Source organism: Sphingobacterium litopenaei (assembly GCF_014692495.1).
GTDB classification, from domain to species: Bacteria; Bacteroidota; Bacteroidia; order Sphingobacteriales; family Sphingobacteriaceae; genus Sphingobacterium; species Sphingobacterium litopenaei.
The window spans coordinates 144,633-159,055 of record NZ_JACOIJ010000003.1; the positions used below are offsets into that span (position 1 = coordinate 144,633).

At 33.2% G+C, this 14,423-nt stretch carries 14 protein-coding genes; 1 reads left to right on the top strand and 13 read right to left on the bottom strand.

The features are described 5' to 3' along the window. Positions 1 to 21: 21 nt before the first annotated feature. The 4 genes from H8B04_RS02805 to H8B04_RS02820 are packed head-to-tail and all read right to left on the bottom strand — an operon-like array spanning position 22 to position 6,780. Positions 22 to 3,174, bottom strand: a complete 3,153-nt coding sequence (locus tag H8B04_RS02805) for a type I restriction endonuclease subunit R (RefSeq protein WP_190301375.1) — start codon at positions 3,172 to 3,174, stop codon at positions 22 to 24. Between the two features lie 6 nt (positions 3,175 to 3,180). After that, positions 3,181 to 4,053 carry a protein adenylyltransferase Fic gene (gene fic, locus H8B04_RS02810; protein ID WP_190301376.1) on the bottom strand — a complete coding sequence of 291 codons (873 nt, stop codon included), beginning with the start codon at positions 4,051 to 4,053 and terminating at the stop codon, positions 3,181 to 3,183. A 5-nt stretch (positions 4,054 to 4,058) separates the two neighbouring features. Further along, positions 4,059 to 5,222, bottom strand: a complete 1,164-nt coding sequence (locus H8B04_RS02815; protein ID WP_190301377.1) for a restriction endonuclease subunit S — start codon at positions 5,220 to 5,222, stop codon at positions 4,059 to 4,061. Next, positions 5,215 to 6,780 carry a type I restriction-modification system subunit M gene (locus H8B04_RS02820; RefSeq protein ID WP_190301378.1) on the bottom strand — a complete coding sequence of 522 codons (1,566 nt, stop codon included), beginning with the start codon at positions 6,778 to 6,780 and terminating at the stop codon, positions 5,215 to 5,217. Before H8B04_RS02820 ends, H8B04_RS02815 begins: the two co-directional genes overlap by 8 nt. Before the next feature lie 231 nt (positions 6,781 to 7,011). Here H8B04_RS02820 and H8B04_RS02825 point away from each other — a divergent pair, with 231 nt between their 5' ends. Further along, complete coding sequence (locus H8B04_RS02825; RefSeq protein ID WP_190301379.1) at positions 7,012 to 7,239, top strand: hypothetical protein; 228 nt, start codon at positions 7,012 to 7,014, stop codon at positions 7,237 to 7,239. 75 nt (positions 7,240 to 7,314) lie between these two features. Here H8B04_RS02825 and H8B04_RS02830 read toward each other — a convergent pair whose 3' ends face one another. The 9 genes from H8B04_RS02830 to H8B04_RS02870 all read right to left on the bottom strand — a co-directional run bounded on the left by H8B04_RS02830 (position 7,315) and on the right by H8B04_RS02870 (position 14,362). Next, complete coding sequence (locus tag H8B04_RS02830; RefSeq protein ID WP_190301380.1) at positions 7,315 to 7,593, bottom strand: hypothetical protein; 279 nt, start codon at positions 7,591 to 7,593, stop codon at positions 7,315 to 7,317. Continuing rightward, a complete protein-coding gene (locus H8B04_RS02835) occupies positions 7,569 to 8,189 on the bottom strand; it encodes a hypothetical protein (RefSeq protein WP_190301381.1) in 621 nt (206 codons plus the stop codon). Before H8B04_RS02835 ends, H8B04_RS02830 begins: the two co-directional genes overlap by 25 nt. Positions 8,190 to 8,200: 11 nt before the next feature. After that, positions 8,201 to 9,154, bottom strand: a complete 954-nt coding sequence (locus H8B04_RS02840) for a relaxase/mobilization nuclease domain-containing protein (RefSeq protein ID WP_190301382.1) — start codon at positions 9,152 to 9,154, stop codon at positions 8,201 to 8,203. Next, on the bottom strand, positions 9,151 to 9,540 hold the full coding sequence (locus tag H8B04_RS02845) for a hypothetical protein (protein WP_190301383.1): 390 nt from the start codon (positions 9,538 to 9,540) through the stop codon (positions 9,151 to 9,153). Before H8B04_RS02845 ends, H8B04_RS02840 begins: the two co-directional genes overlap by 4 nt. A 124-nt stretch (positions 9,541 to 9,664) precedes the next feature. Further along, positions 9,665 to 10,555: a toprim domain-containing protein gene (locus H8B04_RS02850; protein ID WP_190301384.1), complete on the bottom strand. Its 891-nt coding sequence runs from the start codon at positions 10,553 to 10,555 to the stop codon at positions 9,665 to 9,667. Between the two features lie 110 nt (positions 10,556 to 10,665). After that, positions 10,666 to 11,838 carry a VapE domain-containing protein gene (locus H8B04_RS02855; protein ID WP_190301385.1) on the bottom strand — a complete coding sequence of 391 codons (1,173 nt, stop codon included), beginning with the start codon at positions 11,836 to 11,838 and terminating at the stop codon, positions 10,666 to 10,668. A gap of 102 nt (positions 11,839 to 11,940) precedes the next feature. Further along, positions 11,941 to 12,246 carry a helix-turn-helix domain-containing protein gene (locus H8B04_RS02860; RefSeq protein ID WP_190301386.1) on the bottom strand — a complete coding sequence of 102 codons (306 nt, stop codon included), beginning with the start codon at positions 12,244 to 12,246 and terminating at the stop codon, positions 11,941 to 11,943. A 143-nt stretch (positions 12,247 to 12,389) separates the two neighbouring features. Next, complete coding sequence (locus tag H8B04_RS02865) at positions 12,390 to 13,232, bottom strand: hypothetical protein (RefSeq protein ID WP_190301387.1); 843 nt, start codon at positions 13,230 to 13,232, stop codon at positions 12,390 to 12,392. Then, positions 13,229 to 14,362 (bottom strand): tyrosine-type recombinase/integrase, encoded by a 1,134-nt coding sequence (locus H8B04_RS02870; protein WP_190301388.1) that lies wholly within the window; start codon positions 14,360 to 14,362, stop codon positions 13,229 to 13,231. The genes H8B04_RS02865 and H8B04_RS02870 overlap by 4 nt, the downstream gene beginning before the upstream one ends. Positions 14,363 to 14,423: the final 61 nt, after the last annotated feature.

Consider the following 14,423-nt stretch of genomic DNA (forward strand, 5'->3'; position numbering starts at 1 on the left):
TTTTTTGTTTAGTCCTGCCCCCTAACTTATATTAAAATACCTGTCAAAATACTCCTTCAATCGTCCAAGAACACGTTCTTTTAACGAAGTTCTTTCGCCTGTTGGTGTGAAGCGAGATACTGGTGGTAAGATTTTAGCGAATGATGTACCTGCTGATTGGATTTCACCATTCTTGAAAGAGTTGTCAACGAAAGTTTTGGTTTCTTCTTCTTTCAAACGCTCTTCAGCAATGATTTGGTTTAATTCAGCTTCTTTCTGTTCAGCAACGTATTTTTGCCAGTCCTCATCTACATTAGATGAAGCAGTTAGCGAATCCACAAATTTTACGATTAGGTCTCGTTTATTTCTTAGGTCTACACTCGAATCAATAGCCTTTTTGATATTTACGACAATCTCTGTGTCTTTCAAATGACCTTCATGGTATTTTTTGATAAGCATGAGGATGTAATCAATATTGATTTCAACCTGCTTAATCAATTCCATTTCAAATTCAATATCATCGACTACATTTTCACGAACACCAATACCTTGCCCTCTAAATTGATTATACAATTCGATATACATACTGTGGTAATCTTGAAAATCTCGATCCGAAAGAATTTCATTTCCAGCAAACTCATCAAACGAACGTAAGATATTGACAAGCTTTAGAATAGATCCATACAAGCGTATAAACTCTTTTTGAGCCTCTTCGCTAATGATTGGCACTCCAATAGGAAAACTCTCTAAAAGCTCCTCTACCATGTCTTTGTACCCTCTTACATCCTTTTTGCCGTCGTTGTAACCATTATAGTATTCATCGAAAGTTTTGAGTAAGACGATACCCCCAGCTTCTTTATTTCCAAATAATGCTAAAGCTTCATTTGTAGCATCCTCCAAATTTCTAAAACAAATGATATTACCAAAGGTCTTAATCGAGTTTAGAATACGATTAGTGCGCGAATATGCTTGCAATAAACCATGCATACGCAAGTTTTTATCTACCCAAAGTGTATTCAAGGTTGTCGCATCAAAACCTGTTAAGAACATATTTACTACTATTAATAAGTCGATCTCACGATTTTTCATGCGTAAAGAAACATCCTTATAGTAGTTTTGAAACTTATCTGGAGAAGTATCGTAATTGGTTTTAAATTCTAAATTATAGTCAATGATAGCATGGTCTAAAAAATCACGATGTGAAGCACTTAATCCTTCTGTTGATTCTGAATTCTCGTCTTCTACACCATCTTCTTCGGCATCGTTCTGACCAAAACTAAATATCGTAGCTATCTTAAGTTTTCTTAACTCTGGAACTTCCTTTTGCTGACGTTTGAACTCTTCATAATACAATTTTGCTGCATCAATAGAAGATACTGCGAAAATAGAATTGAATCCACTACGACGAATTTTTTCTTTAATTTCTTCAATTCGATTACGATCCTTTGCAGAGGCTACCTCGTGTACATTGGCTAAAGCCGTCATGTAATAAGGCTTCGAATTGCGCATCGTCTTTTGATCGAAATGTTCAAGTATATAATCAACATTATTAGCGATATATTTAGGCGACAAAAGCACTTCTTCCCTATTTATATCACGTACTTTGCGATCTGCTATATTGTTTTTCTCTTTGATCGTACGAATATAATCTACTCGGAAAGGCAATACATTTTTGTCTGCTATTGCATCAACAATGGTATAGGTATGTATAGCGGATTGATGTTTCTCCTCAGGACAATTATTGGGATCTCCGTGCGGATAACAACCAAAAGCTTGAATAGTAGTTTTTAAATGTGCTTTGCCACCACTATTTGCATTTTTGGCAAAAATTGGTGTTCCTGTAAATCCGAATAAAAAGTATTTCTTAAATGTCTTCGTGATGGATTCGTGCATATCACCAAACTGCGAACGGTGACATTCATCAAAGATGAAAACTACTGGTTTGCTGTATATCGCATGAATCTTTTGCTTTTTAATCAGAATAGACAATTTCTGTATAGTTGTAATAATGATTTTCGCATTCGGATCATCCAATTGCTTTTTCAGTACTGCCGTATTGGTATTGCTATTTGCAGCACCTTTTTCGAATTTATCATACTCTTTCATCGTCTGGTAATCCAAATCCTTACGATCAACAACGAAAATAACTTTTTCTATAAAATCTAATCTACTAGCGAGTTGTGCTGTTTTAAATGAAGTTAATGTTTTACCTGAACCTGTTGTATGCCATACAAATCCACCTGCATCAATAGTTCCATATTTTTTATAATTATAGGATACATTGATTTTCTGCAAGATGCGTTCTGTGGCTACAATCTGATAAGGACGCATCACCAATAACAACTTATCAGAGGTAAAAACGCAATATTTGGTTATGATATTTAGGATAGAATGTTTGGCAAAAAATGTCTTTCCAAAATCCATCAAATCCAATATCGGGCGATTACTACCGTCTGCCCACCATGAAGTAAACTCGTAGCTATTACTTGTTTTCGATTTTTTAGATCCTTGTTTTTCCTTCTCTTTGAGGTGTGTGTAGCGTGTAGTATTGCTGTAATACTTGGTTAATGTACCGTTAGAGATCACAAACAACTGCACATACTGAAATAAGCCACTATCTGCCCAAAAAGATTCACGCTCATAACGATCTATTTGGTTGAAAGCTTCTTGTAATGACACTCCACGCTTTTTCAACTCAATATGCACCATCGGTAATCCATTGACCAAAACTGTCACATCATAACGATTGGCACGATTACCTTCGGCAGTTTCGTATTGATTGATGACCTGAAGATGGTTATTATGGATATTCTTTTTGTCTATCAAATAGATATTGCGCAGTGACCCATCTTCACATTGCAATGCTTGAATATAATCTTCTTGTATCAATCGAGTCTTATCCTCAATATTCGCATTGGGATTCGAAAGCTTACTTTCAAAAAACGATTTCCATTCCTTTTCGGTGAATTGGTAATCGTTTAACTTTTCTAGCTGTAGACGTAAATTATTAACCAATTCAGCATTCGAATGAATCGTAACGAATTCATACGCTTGTTTTTCTAACAAGGCAATAAAAGCCTTTTCAAGCTCTGCTTCAGATTGATAATGTACTTCTCTTTTATATTCGGTTGTATATTCGGCTACCACCGTAGATTCCGAATTTTCTGATATGAGGTTATAATTGGTTACTGGCATTCTTTATTAATTTTCTTCGTAGTAATACGAATAGTCAATTCCTTTCATAAACATTTCTCGGCTATTGATATCGTCAGTCAATGCACCATTTAAGGCTGATTTTAAGACTTGGCTATCTATAACACTTTTGATCATCGCTTGGTGATAGTCATTCTTGGCAATCTTACTCCAATCCACACATTTCCTTTCGGCTCGTTTGAGCATCAGATCCAACCAAATACGTGTACTTCGACCATTGCCTTCCATGAATGGATGTGCAATGTTCATTTCTACATATTTGTCTACAATCTCGTCAAAAGTACCATCAGGCATCGTTTCAATGTCTTTCAACGTATTGGGTAAGAATTGCGCCATAGCAAACTGAAATCCGCCTTTAGCAATATTCTTGGTGCGAATCTGACCAGCAAATTCATATAATCCACCAAACAAATACGCATGAATTTGTTGCAAGCCTTTGACCGTACCGACTTCTATGCTATCAATAAAAGAACTTTCGAAAAGCGCATAAGCTTTCGTCTTACTTTTACCGTCAATGGTTTCATCACTATAGGTAAACCACTCGATAAAACGATTGGCTTTAGTACCAGGGAAAGTTTTACCTAAAGCTATGATCCCTTCATAATCTAACACATCTGACTTATACCGTTTCCCATCTGATGCTAATAATTTCAGTTGGGTAGTAGCACTAACCAACTGATTATTCTCTTTCTTCAGCTTCGCTTTTAAGTATTTCCAATAGTTTCGTGTTTTGGTATAATCATCTTGATCCGTCAGCACGGCAACGATATCCAATACCGAAAACCACCATTTGCTTTGCTCATCATCCCAAATGGCACGTACCTCACGATCATCAAAAAAACGTATCGAAACTTTATCCATAGTAATTAAGCTGTTAAATGTTCAAAAGTCAACAACTTGCCGCGATAATATTCATACTGCTGTCTGCGTGCTTGTATCTCTGCTGGCAAACCTGTAGAAATATCATTGACCAAAGCATCAAATTTATCTAATATCGCTACTATACGTTCTTGTTCTTCGATTGAAGGAACTGGTATTTTTGCCTTTTCAAGCCCCTTAGCATTTATTGCAGAAATCTTTCCTGATGATATATTTTTTTTGATTTGATCATGAAATAGTTTCGTACGAGAAAAATATGCTACAAACTTTGGATTCAAGGAACTTCTAAATGTAAAACAAGCATCATGAGTCACCACATCAGATTCTCCTAACCAAGCAGTTGCTTTACCAATATCTTCAATGGTTTCTCCAGCAGCGACAATTACTACATCGCCCTTTTTTGCCTTCCTTAATTTTTCTGCTTGTTCAGCCCGAATAAATGACTTAGATTCTGTAGCGTAAATATTATAGTGGGTATACATTTCTCCATAGTGGATACATGGATAACCTTCTTCAACCATATCCGTTCGTACAAAGCGTTTTCCTCTTATAAACTCACCCACTTCTCCCAAAGCTTTCCACTCCACATCTTTACCATCGAAGGAAAGCAATTCATTGCGATAGTATTCGTATTGGCGCGTACGCGCCTCCAGCTCCGCCTCCAGCTCCGCCTCCAGCGCTGTAAACTTATCCAAAATAGAAACTATCTCTTCTTGTACCGGTAGTGGTGGAATGGGAATTGTGATTTTTTCTAATAAATTTTGTGGTAAATGAGCAGGTATTGCATTCGTTTTTAAACTATAAATTAAGTCCTGTTTACTGCTTAAAATAAAATATAAAAACCTATTATTTAACCCTTCATTAGGATAAACTGAATAGCAAACATCATTAGCCCAAAATCTCTCTTTTTGCCAATCTAAATATCCTGCACTTCCATATTGCGCAATTGTAATAGTATTCGCTTCTCTATTGTAATCATCAAAATATCCAAGGGGTTTAAAACCTCCACTAATTACAGGATATTTTTTATCATCATTTAGTTGTGATTTTGTAACTCTTTTTCCTCTTATGATTTTTCCACATTCTCCTAAATCTTTCCATTCGACTCCATCAGGACAATATTTAGTGATTAAATCGTCTATTTTACTCATTGCCCACTCCTTCCAAATCACTCACAATAGCATCTATAGCTGTACGTAATTCCTGTTGACGATCTACAATCTCTTTAATACGTTGATTCAAAGCAACGATATCAGTAGCTACCGTAGTATTTTCCTGCTCTACATACGAACTTACTGCAATATTATAATCGTTCTTCGCAATCTCTTCATTAGGTACTAATTGCGCGAAGTGATTAATAGATTCACGCGTGATAAACGCATTCAAAATTTTCTTACGATTATCATCAGACAGTTTATTTTTATTACCACCACGCACAAACTCCGCAGAAGAATCGATAAACAGTGTCGCATTATCTTTCTTGCTTTTCTTCAATACGATAATACAAGTCGCTATCGATGTACCAAAGAACAAATCCGCAGGCAATTGGATAACAGCATCTACATAATTATTATCAATCAAGTATTTACGAATTTTTTGTTCTGCTCCACCACGGTACAATACCCCAGGAAACTCTACAATGGCAGCCGTTCCCGAAGTAGCCAACCAGGAAAGCATATGCATCGTAAATGCCAAATCGGCTTTAGACTTCGGTGCTAATACACCAGCAGGTGCAAAACGAGGGTCATTAATCAATAGTGGGTTGGCATCTCCTTCCCATTTGATCGAATACGGTGGATTGGACACGATAGCATCAAAAGGCTCATCATCCCAGTGCATCGGATCCATCAAGGTATCACCGTGACTGATATTGAACTTCTCAAAGTTGATATCGTGCAAAAACATATTGATACGACAAAGGTTGTAGGTCGTGATGTTCACTTCTTGACCATAAAAACCTTGACGTACATTTTCTTTACCCAATACTTTAGCAAACTTCAATAGCAACGAACCCGAACCACAAGCTGGATCATATACTTTGTTTACTTGTGTTTTGCCAACTACCGTAATTTCAGCTAGTAATTCAGAAACTTCCTGAGGTGTAAAAAATTCCCCTCCGGACTTGCCTGCATTACTCGCATACATGGTCATCAGGTATTCGTATGCATCACCGAAAGCATCAATATTATTATCTTGGTAATCACCTAATTTTAAGCCTGCAATAGCTTTTAAGATTTTAGCCAATAGCTTATTGCGTTGCTCAACTGTTCCGCCAAGCTTATTGCTATTCACGTCCACATCATCAAACAACCCTTTTAAATCGTCTTCGCTATCTGTACCATTAGCAGATGACTCAATGTCTTTAAAGATGCGATGCAAATCGGTATTTAGATTCGGATTGTTTTCCGCATTTTGCTGCACATTGACAAAAAGCTCTGAAGGAAGGATATAAAATCCTTTTTCGCCTACGGTATCCTTACGACCATATTCGGCTTCTTCGTCTGATATCTTCGCGAAATCAAAATCCGTATTACCAGCTTCCCACTCCGCATTATTGATATGTGCACGCAAGTTTTCGGAAATAAAACGATAGAACAAAATACCTAATACATAGGACTTAAAATCCCATCCATCCACACTACCACGCAAATCATTTGCTATCTGCCATATCGTTCTATGCAGTTCGTCTCTTTCTTGTTCTCTTGTCATTTTTTAATGTATGTATAGCTCTAACGTGTCGAATTTCAACACACTAATATTTGATATTTTATAAGTTAATAATTGCCTAAATATAGCGAAAAATACGCAATTAGAATACGGTAAACAGTAATGAAGTAAACTAAAGTCAATTAGAATATAGTAGCCAGTGAAAACAAAAAACAATTTTATTACATCCACTATTATTGTATAATTTAGCCTAAATATTTTACCCCTAAAATTATGTCTCGCTCAAAACGTAAAATTAAAATATTAGGAATTACTTCTGCTGAATCAGAAAAGCAGGATAAAAGATTATGGAATAGAAAATTCAGAAAAGTATGCAAAAAACTAATTCGGCAGGAAAAGGAACTTCCTAATAATATCAAAGCCGTGACCGATGTTTGGTCAGGCTCTAAAGATGGCAAACGATTTAGGGAAAATATTCCCCAAAAATATATGAGAAAATAGTGTTTCTAACCTCCTCAATTATCAATCTTTTTAAAGTTGAAATTTGAGGAGGACGCCTACGGCAGGTAAAATGGTTCAATCCTCAGATTTCCCATTTTCTAATTTTTCGAGTTTAAAAGCGACTTTCAAATACATATTTTTCCAAATTTCCTTTTCTTCATTATGTACTTCTTCGGACTTAAGAATCTTATCAATAGTTTCTATTTCTTTCATCCAGTTATTAAGAAGTAATGAGTCCATATCTAATTTGCGGGCTAAAGATATAATAGTTTCGCCATCTTGAAATTTCTTATACAATTCCATTAACTTCATTAATTGCACTGGATGTTCTACTGTTTTTCTCGGTCTTCCCATTTTTTATATAATTTGTATTTATCTGGATTTTCTTTAAAATATTTATTGATTTCCCCTAATTCATATTGCCTTAAGTTATAGGTTTCTAACTGTTTAAGTTTTTTAGCTGAATCTGATAATTGAATTGATAGAAATCCTACTAATCCAAATGACAGAACGATTAGAGCTATTGAAAACAAAAAAATACTATAAGGATTTCTTACTTTTTTCATTCGCCTTTCGATAGTAATCAAATCAGCTTCTACTTTTTTATAATCATCTTTAAATTGAGCTGATACCAACTGAAAATTATCATTCAAGATTTTAAGATTTTCCCCTTGTACGGTTGAATTAAAATCATCCTGAATTTTCTTTAATGCAGCATCAATAACTTTACAAACGTTAACCTGATTATCTAATGACTTCTGCTCAATTGATTGTTTAGTATTGAAGATCTTAATAGATTGTTGTTTATGTAATTCTAAAACTTGATTTAATTCTTCAATAACTTTATTCTTATCAGCCTCATCAGCACAAACTTGCTTGTGCAATTTATCTTCCAGTTGCTCTAATCGTTGTAAAATAGATTTTAGCAATTCCAATAATTTTTCTTCCATAGCTTATCAATTTACCTTCTGTAATAGTTCTTTTTCTTTTTTTTCATCTTCTGATTCTCATCAGCTTGATCATTTGCGCCAGCGCCAAAACTTCCTAGAACATTAAAAGCATTTCCAATACTCGTACTAAAAGACTTAGCTTCAGTCGGATCGATTTTATTTTCAACACCTTCTGATATTTGCTCTTTTGGCTTTTCTAACTCTAGCTTAATTTTATTCTGTTCAAGCGTGTTTAAAATAGTTTCTACTCTAAGCTCGTTATCCAATTCAGAGAACTTAAATCCACCTTTCTTAGTTATATCTTCTAATTTGCTTGTTGTTTCCTTTTTATAATCAGTCGGAATTATTCTTCCACCAACATAACCAGTACTATTTTTTGTCAAATGAAGCTCATAGCCTCTTTTTAACAGGGCTTCTTTAAGTTTATCAAGAGATATGTTCATTGGATTCCTTAGCTCATCTCTAATGGCTTTTAAAGCATATTGCTTTTCTACTTTATTCAAATGGTGCTTAATCTCCTTTGCATTATACCAGCCTCTCTCTTTACAAATCTGATCCAACACTTTATGTAAAGTGAATGCCAAATATTTATCAGAATACGTAGCGCCAGAACTAGAAATTCTATTAACATATATGTGAGCGTGTTTAGTAGTTCTGGATTGATGCAAAGCACACAAATACTGGTGATCCTGAAGCTTCAATTTTTCTAACACATCCTTACATAATTGTTGCCAATCGATTTCCTTGAAATCTTTAGTATATATTTTGTGTGGACTTACTACAATACTCAATGCTAAATTTTTCGTAGGGTTGTTAGGTGTCATCATCTTAAATTCCCGATACATTTCTGAACCATCCTTTCCAAAAAGACCATTCCGTAAAAGCTCTACCGCTGTACCTTTATCGTTCAATAGATAATCCAATCCTTGTGAACTACCTTTCACTGCTTTTGCCTTACCCGTCATGGTAATTGATTTTTATAAATCACCTCTATTTTATGAATAGTATCTGCTATTTCTGCTCTTAATATCATATCTAAATCATATTTCATATAATTAGAAATTCTAGAAAAAGCAGTTCGGAGATTTGCTATTTCCATCATCAGCTCTCTTTGTTCTTGACTCATTTTAGGAATTCTAGCTTTATAGAATAGTAAGTTTCTACCTAAGTCTGATTTGCTAATTTTCAGCTTTTTAGAAAATTCATTTAATCGCTCGAATTCAGATTTCCGTAAACGTATACACCATCTAAAATTTCGATTATCACCTTCTACCTCATCTTTATTTACATCAATATCTACCTTATTATTTTGTTTAATTAAACGTTCTAATTCATCAAATAATTCGTTCATAGTTGATCCTTTCAATTAATAAATTTTTCATAAAACTAATTCCGACAGCATGGAGGAATTAGCAAGAAGTCGATGGCACAAAACCATTTGTGTGCCACTCGACATATCTTGACCCTTCTAATCTTCAATACTTTCCAAGCAAGTAATCATTTAGATCCTTGCCTTTGAATGTAGGTCTATAATCATAAAATTTAGAGCCATGCATATCTGATTTATCCCTTAATAATTCAGTAGCTTTATCTCCTGCATTATCTCGATCTAGAAATCCTATGATTTGAATCTGATCCGTTCCTCTACTAAAAGGAAGGTTTTCAAAAGTCATTTTCAAATTATTAACAGTATTTAAAATGCAGTAATCATGAAGCAATTCTTGTTCAGGATAAATCATTAAAAAACTTAGAAAGTCTAAAATGCCCTCAAAATAAATTCTGCTTTTAGCACCTAAATTTTCAAAAAAGGTATAGCCTTGCTTAGTAACAGTTTTGAAATTCTTAGAGAACAAAACATGTCCTTTCAAAAAATTTTCAGTACCCAAACTCCAATATTCCTTATTTGAGTTGCTCCATCGATATTGGTAAGTTTTTAAATATCTCGAAGCCATTTCGAAATTAGAAATACCCCTATCTTCTACTAGATATTTCAACATATATGGCTGTCTGAAAACATCATATTCATTTAAAATTATTATACTATCTCCATCCTTTTTCTTTTCAATAGCTATTAATTTATCAGGCTGTTGAAAAGAAAAAATACCATTATTGAATTTTTTGACTATTTCTTTAACCGTCAATTCAGGATATATCAATAAAATGAGGTCGATTAATGTCCCACCGGTATTATTTAATGAATAATCTACCCAAAGATTGTTTGATGATACCTTAAGGCTACCAGTTCGCTGATTTGGCGTAATAAACGATTTGTACATCCAATAACCATTACACTTCCTTTCAGGGTAAACTGAAATTAACTCTAAGAATAATGGTATTGAGATCTTATTAATTTCCTTAGTTTCCATAATTTCTTTATATTTTTATGTAGTCATGTAGTCAGTAATAAAATATTTTACTGACTACACAAAAAACACGCTTTAAACCTTGATTAACACATTTTTTATTGTATTTGTAGTCATGTAGTCAGTAAATATTTAATAAAGTATACACGTCTTGAATCAGTGATTGTATTTCCCTGTGCATTGATGTGATTTCTCCTATTCACTGCTACAAAACCTAGTGATCGTAGTGCCTGGCCAATTTTCTTTTCAGAATATTTTTGATAAGTCTTATTTTGAAGATCCAATAGAATTTCTGAAGACATTAAGACTGCATGATGATCATCTTCACTTCCTGGAGCGTAATATTTTGATAACATTTCATATTCAATAGAATGCGTCTTAAACTTGGAGTTATACCGTTCATTTTGGTCTATCTCATCTCTTGAAACCTCACATTCAAAACCATTCATATATAAATCATATGCTTCACCCCACACTAAGTCTATGTCTATTTCTTTCGAATAAGACCAATCTATCTCAATCACATCAAAGCAAATCCAACGGACAGTAGCATCAGCTGTTAAAAAGGAATAAGTATCTGTAGTTCCTATAAAGGAAATACGACGAGGAGTCATTTTAGGATTAGCTGCGTAAGGACGTCTTACATTGACATGCAATCTTGACATAGATGATTTAAACTCCTCTAGATCTGTATTCCTCATGTTACCTAAATCATCTAAAATACATAGAAGATTAGCGGACAAAGCAATATCCATATCATTGCCTAGTCTTGGGTTTTCGATATAATAACTTTTAAGTTGACTTGGAACTAAAAATCGTGTAAATGAGGATTTACCTAGATTCTGTTTTCCAGATGAAACAAGGACTATAGCATTTTTATTAAAATAGTTTTCACACAATGCACACTTCACCACACGACATGCCCATTTCATAAACTGGACTATAAAGCGATACTGATCTTCAGTTTTTACATAGTCTAAAAATTTACGAATGTAGTCGGTTTGATTACATTCAAGATACTTTTTGTGACACGCTTTAAAATACTCTTGAAAAGGGTCATATCTTACTATCTTATTAGATTTTAAAAATGTTATAACATCATTGTTCGATGCTGCAATCTTTCTAGTTTGTAGTTCAATTACTAGATCATTTTCATTAGCTTCAGCATATTCAAGATGTTCCTTTGGTTTGACCTCAATAATATTTTGGATAATATTATATCTGAAGTCATAGTGTTCACGCAGTTCTCTAATAACGCGGATTAATTTTAATTCATTCGCACACATAATAGAAATTCTTATGTTAAAAATTTGATTAACAATGGAATTCCTTTATTTTTGTATTGTCAGATACAGAAAAAGAAATTCCGAAAGGATAAGCCCAGATGCTTATCCTTTTTTTCTTCTATTACTTTGTGCAATATGGTGAAATGCGTCCTGTGTTGACTGTGACGAGGTTTTATGTTCTCCTCCTAATAACCATTGATCAATGGCTTTTTTCTCAAAAAACAATTTTGCCCCACCGTTTTGGTTTCGATGGAAAGGGATTAATGATTTACTAACCAATTGGTAAATATATTTAGGTTTATAGCCTGAATAGACTGCTAATTCCTCAACGGTTAAGATAGATTTAAAACCTAATAAATAGTTTTCTAATCGATTTAACTTCTCTAAGATTAATTCATTTTTTTCCATAATGTACTTTGTTTTTTATTCCTGACTTCATTGTCAAGTCAAACAAAGTAAAATAGAGTAGAAAAAATTAAGTTCCGAAGATTGGAATTATACAATCATTTATTAAATAATTCCAATCTTTTAGAAATTTGATAACAAAATAATTATACTTTAAAAAGACTAATAATATCATTTTCTCTTGAAACAATTTCCACTTTCCTTCCATCATATGATGAACTAACATTTTTTGGAATAGCAATTCTACCCTTAATTGTAAATACACTCAAAACAAATCTTAACGTATATTTCTTATTTATAGATTTTATCTGATCTTGAAATAACTTAGTTTGAATATTTGTCATTTTTAAATCAAAAAGTGGAGATTCCAAAACCAGACCTTTTTGCAATACCTCAATAAATTTTGATTTCATTTCAGTCTGATTACTTAAATCTTCATAAATTATGAAACCATGCTTTATCATATTATCAAATAAAAATTCAGCTTGTTTGTACGAGATTAGATCTTTTCTTTTAGATAGAACATTTGATGCTTTACTCTTGATTTTTGGTAAATATAGTTCAGCAAAAGATGGTTTAAAAAGATAAAACATTAAATATCCTGCTACCATAAATAGTAATAAGAAAATAGAAATGTAGCTAACATCCATTATTATATTTATAGTAGAAAAATCTCCGTGGAATGAAGTAGACTCTTTATAGATAGAAATTAGATACAAAGAGAAAATCATTAATGGTACGAATAAGCTAATAAAGAAAACTCTTGGCTTATCGACTTTACTATCAAATGTAGTTTTAAGATTTAATGCGTATTCCATATACCACTTAAAACAGACAACACTAATTTTAAATACACAAAATATGCAAATTATCAATAAAATAATTTTCAAAATTGAAACATACTGATTTGTTCCAAGATATACCACTCCTATTAAATTAGTAATTATTGTTATTAAAGCTAATGAGTAAAATTTGTTTTGATTTTTCATAATAAGTTTAATTTAAGTTCTGGAATAATATAAGCTGACTCTCGCATCTTTCTGTCAGCAATTTTAGCGTAAATTTGAGTTGTACGAATGATTTTATGACCTAGACGTTTTTGTACTGTGTAAAGATCCGCTCCATTTTCTAAAAGTAAAACAGCATTAGTATGTCTAGCTGAGTGAAATGTTATATGTCGCTTTGTACCAGAAAGTAAAACCCATTTAGCTAATTCATTATTATTGGTTGCACTATATTTCAAACCCTTAAAAACTCTTTCATAAGGCTCACCTCTTTTTCCTAATAGATCACGAGCTTGCTTAGAAATATATAAATATTCGACTCCTTCTGTCTTTTCCTGCCTAAAGTTAACTTTATAAACATCATCACCTTCTTCTCGAACTTCAGACCATGTTAGCTTATTACAATCTGACCATCTAAGTCCAGAAAGACAGGCAAAGATAAATGCGGATTTTAATACTGGATATTTACAAGGTGTATCAGACAACTTCTGTAGCTCTTCGAATGTGAGATATTCACGTTGCGTTTCAACCATATCAAAACTTTTGAGGTCATCTGCAAAATTATGGGTTAAGTAACCCTCTTTTACAGCCAGCCTCAAAGAAGCTTTAAACTTATTAAAATAAGAATATTTAGTATTTGATGAAATAAATAGGTTACTCTTGGTTTTAGCTTCCTTATCAAAATATTTTCTGACGCTATTACAAAAAGTTTCATTGATCTCCTCGAACACAAAATTTTTACTAATTATATTTTGTAAATGTGCGAAGGTAGAAATCCACGTGTCCCGAGTAGATCCACTTTTCTCATTGGATTTTTCAAGGAAAAAATCTAAAAAACGTCTTTTTGTTTTAATTGGGTTTTTAATACCATATTTCCCCTGAGCAAAATCCGCTTTGCGAATCGCAAGAATGTTTTCAGCTAATTCTTTGTCTTCTTTATTTTTTTTCTTTTCATTAGCTGTCTTTGCATACGGATCAAAGTATAACTTTAAATATTCAAAATCTCTAAGATGAATTCTCTTACCATCATCCCCGACCGTCGACCCCTTATAATATTCGATATAGTAGCTAATTAAACCACTTTTTAGTTTCTTCTCTTTTAATGTTATCTTCATTACAAAAAATAAAGGTGTACAATAGTACACCTTTAAGTTCTTTGAGGTGTACATGAATACA

Coding starts and splice junctions, on each gene's coding strand:
- H8B04_RS02805 (WP_190301375.1), bottom strand. CDS start 3,174: ATGCCAGTAACCAATTATAACCTCATATCAGAAAATTCGGAATCTACG.
- fic (WP_190301376.1), bottom strand. CDS start 4,053: ATGGATAAAGTTTCGATACGTTTTTTTGATGATCGTGAGGTACGTGCC.
- H8B04_RS02815 (WP_190301377.1), bottom strand. CDS start 5,222: ATGAGTAAAATAGACGATTTAATCACTAAATATTGTCCTGATGGAGTC.
- H8B04_RS02820 (WP_190301378.1), bottom strand. CDS start 6,780: ATGACAAGAGAACAAGAAAGAGACGAACTGCATAGAACGATATGGCAG.
- H8B04_RS02825 (WP_190301379.1), top strand. CDS start 7,012: ATGTCTCGCTCAAAACGTAAAATTAAAATATTAGGAATTACTTCTGCT.
- H8B04_RS02830 (WP_190301380.1), bottom strand. CDS start 7,593: ATGGGAAGACCGAGAAAAACAGTAGAACATCCAGTGCAATTAATGAAG.
- H8B04_RS02835 (WP_190301381.1), bottom strand. CDS start 8,189: ATGGAAGAAAAATTATTGGAATTGCTAAAATCTATTTTACAACGATTA.
- H8B04_RS02840 (WP_190301382.1), bottom strand. CDS start 9,154: ATGACGGGTAAGGCAAAAGCAGTGAAAGGTAGTTCACAAGGATTGGAT.
- H8B04_RS02845 (WP_190301383.1), bottom strand. CDS start 9,540: ATGAACGAATTATTTGATGAATTAGAACGTTTAATTAAACAAAATAAT.
- H8B04_RS02850 (WP_190301384.1), bottom strand. CDS start 10,555: ATGGAAACTAAGGAAATTAATAAGATCTCAATACCATTATTCTTAGAG.
- H8B04_RS02855 (WP_190301385.1), bottom strand. CDS start 11,838: ATGTGTGCGAATGAATTAAAATTAATCCGCGTTATTAGAGAACTGCGT.
- H8B04_RS02860 (WP_190301386.1), bottom strand. CDS start 12,246: ATGGAAAAAAATGAATTAATCTTAGAGAAGTTAAATCGATTAGAAAAC.
- H8B04_RS02865 (WP_190301387.1), bottom strand. CDS start 13,232: ATGAAAAATCAAAACAAATTTTACTCATTAGCTTTAATAACAATAATT.
- H8B04_RS02870 (WP_190301388.1), bottom strand. CDS start 14,362: ATGAAGATAACATTAAAAGAGAAGAAACTAAAAAGTGGTTTAATTAGC.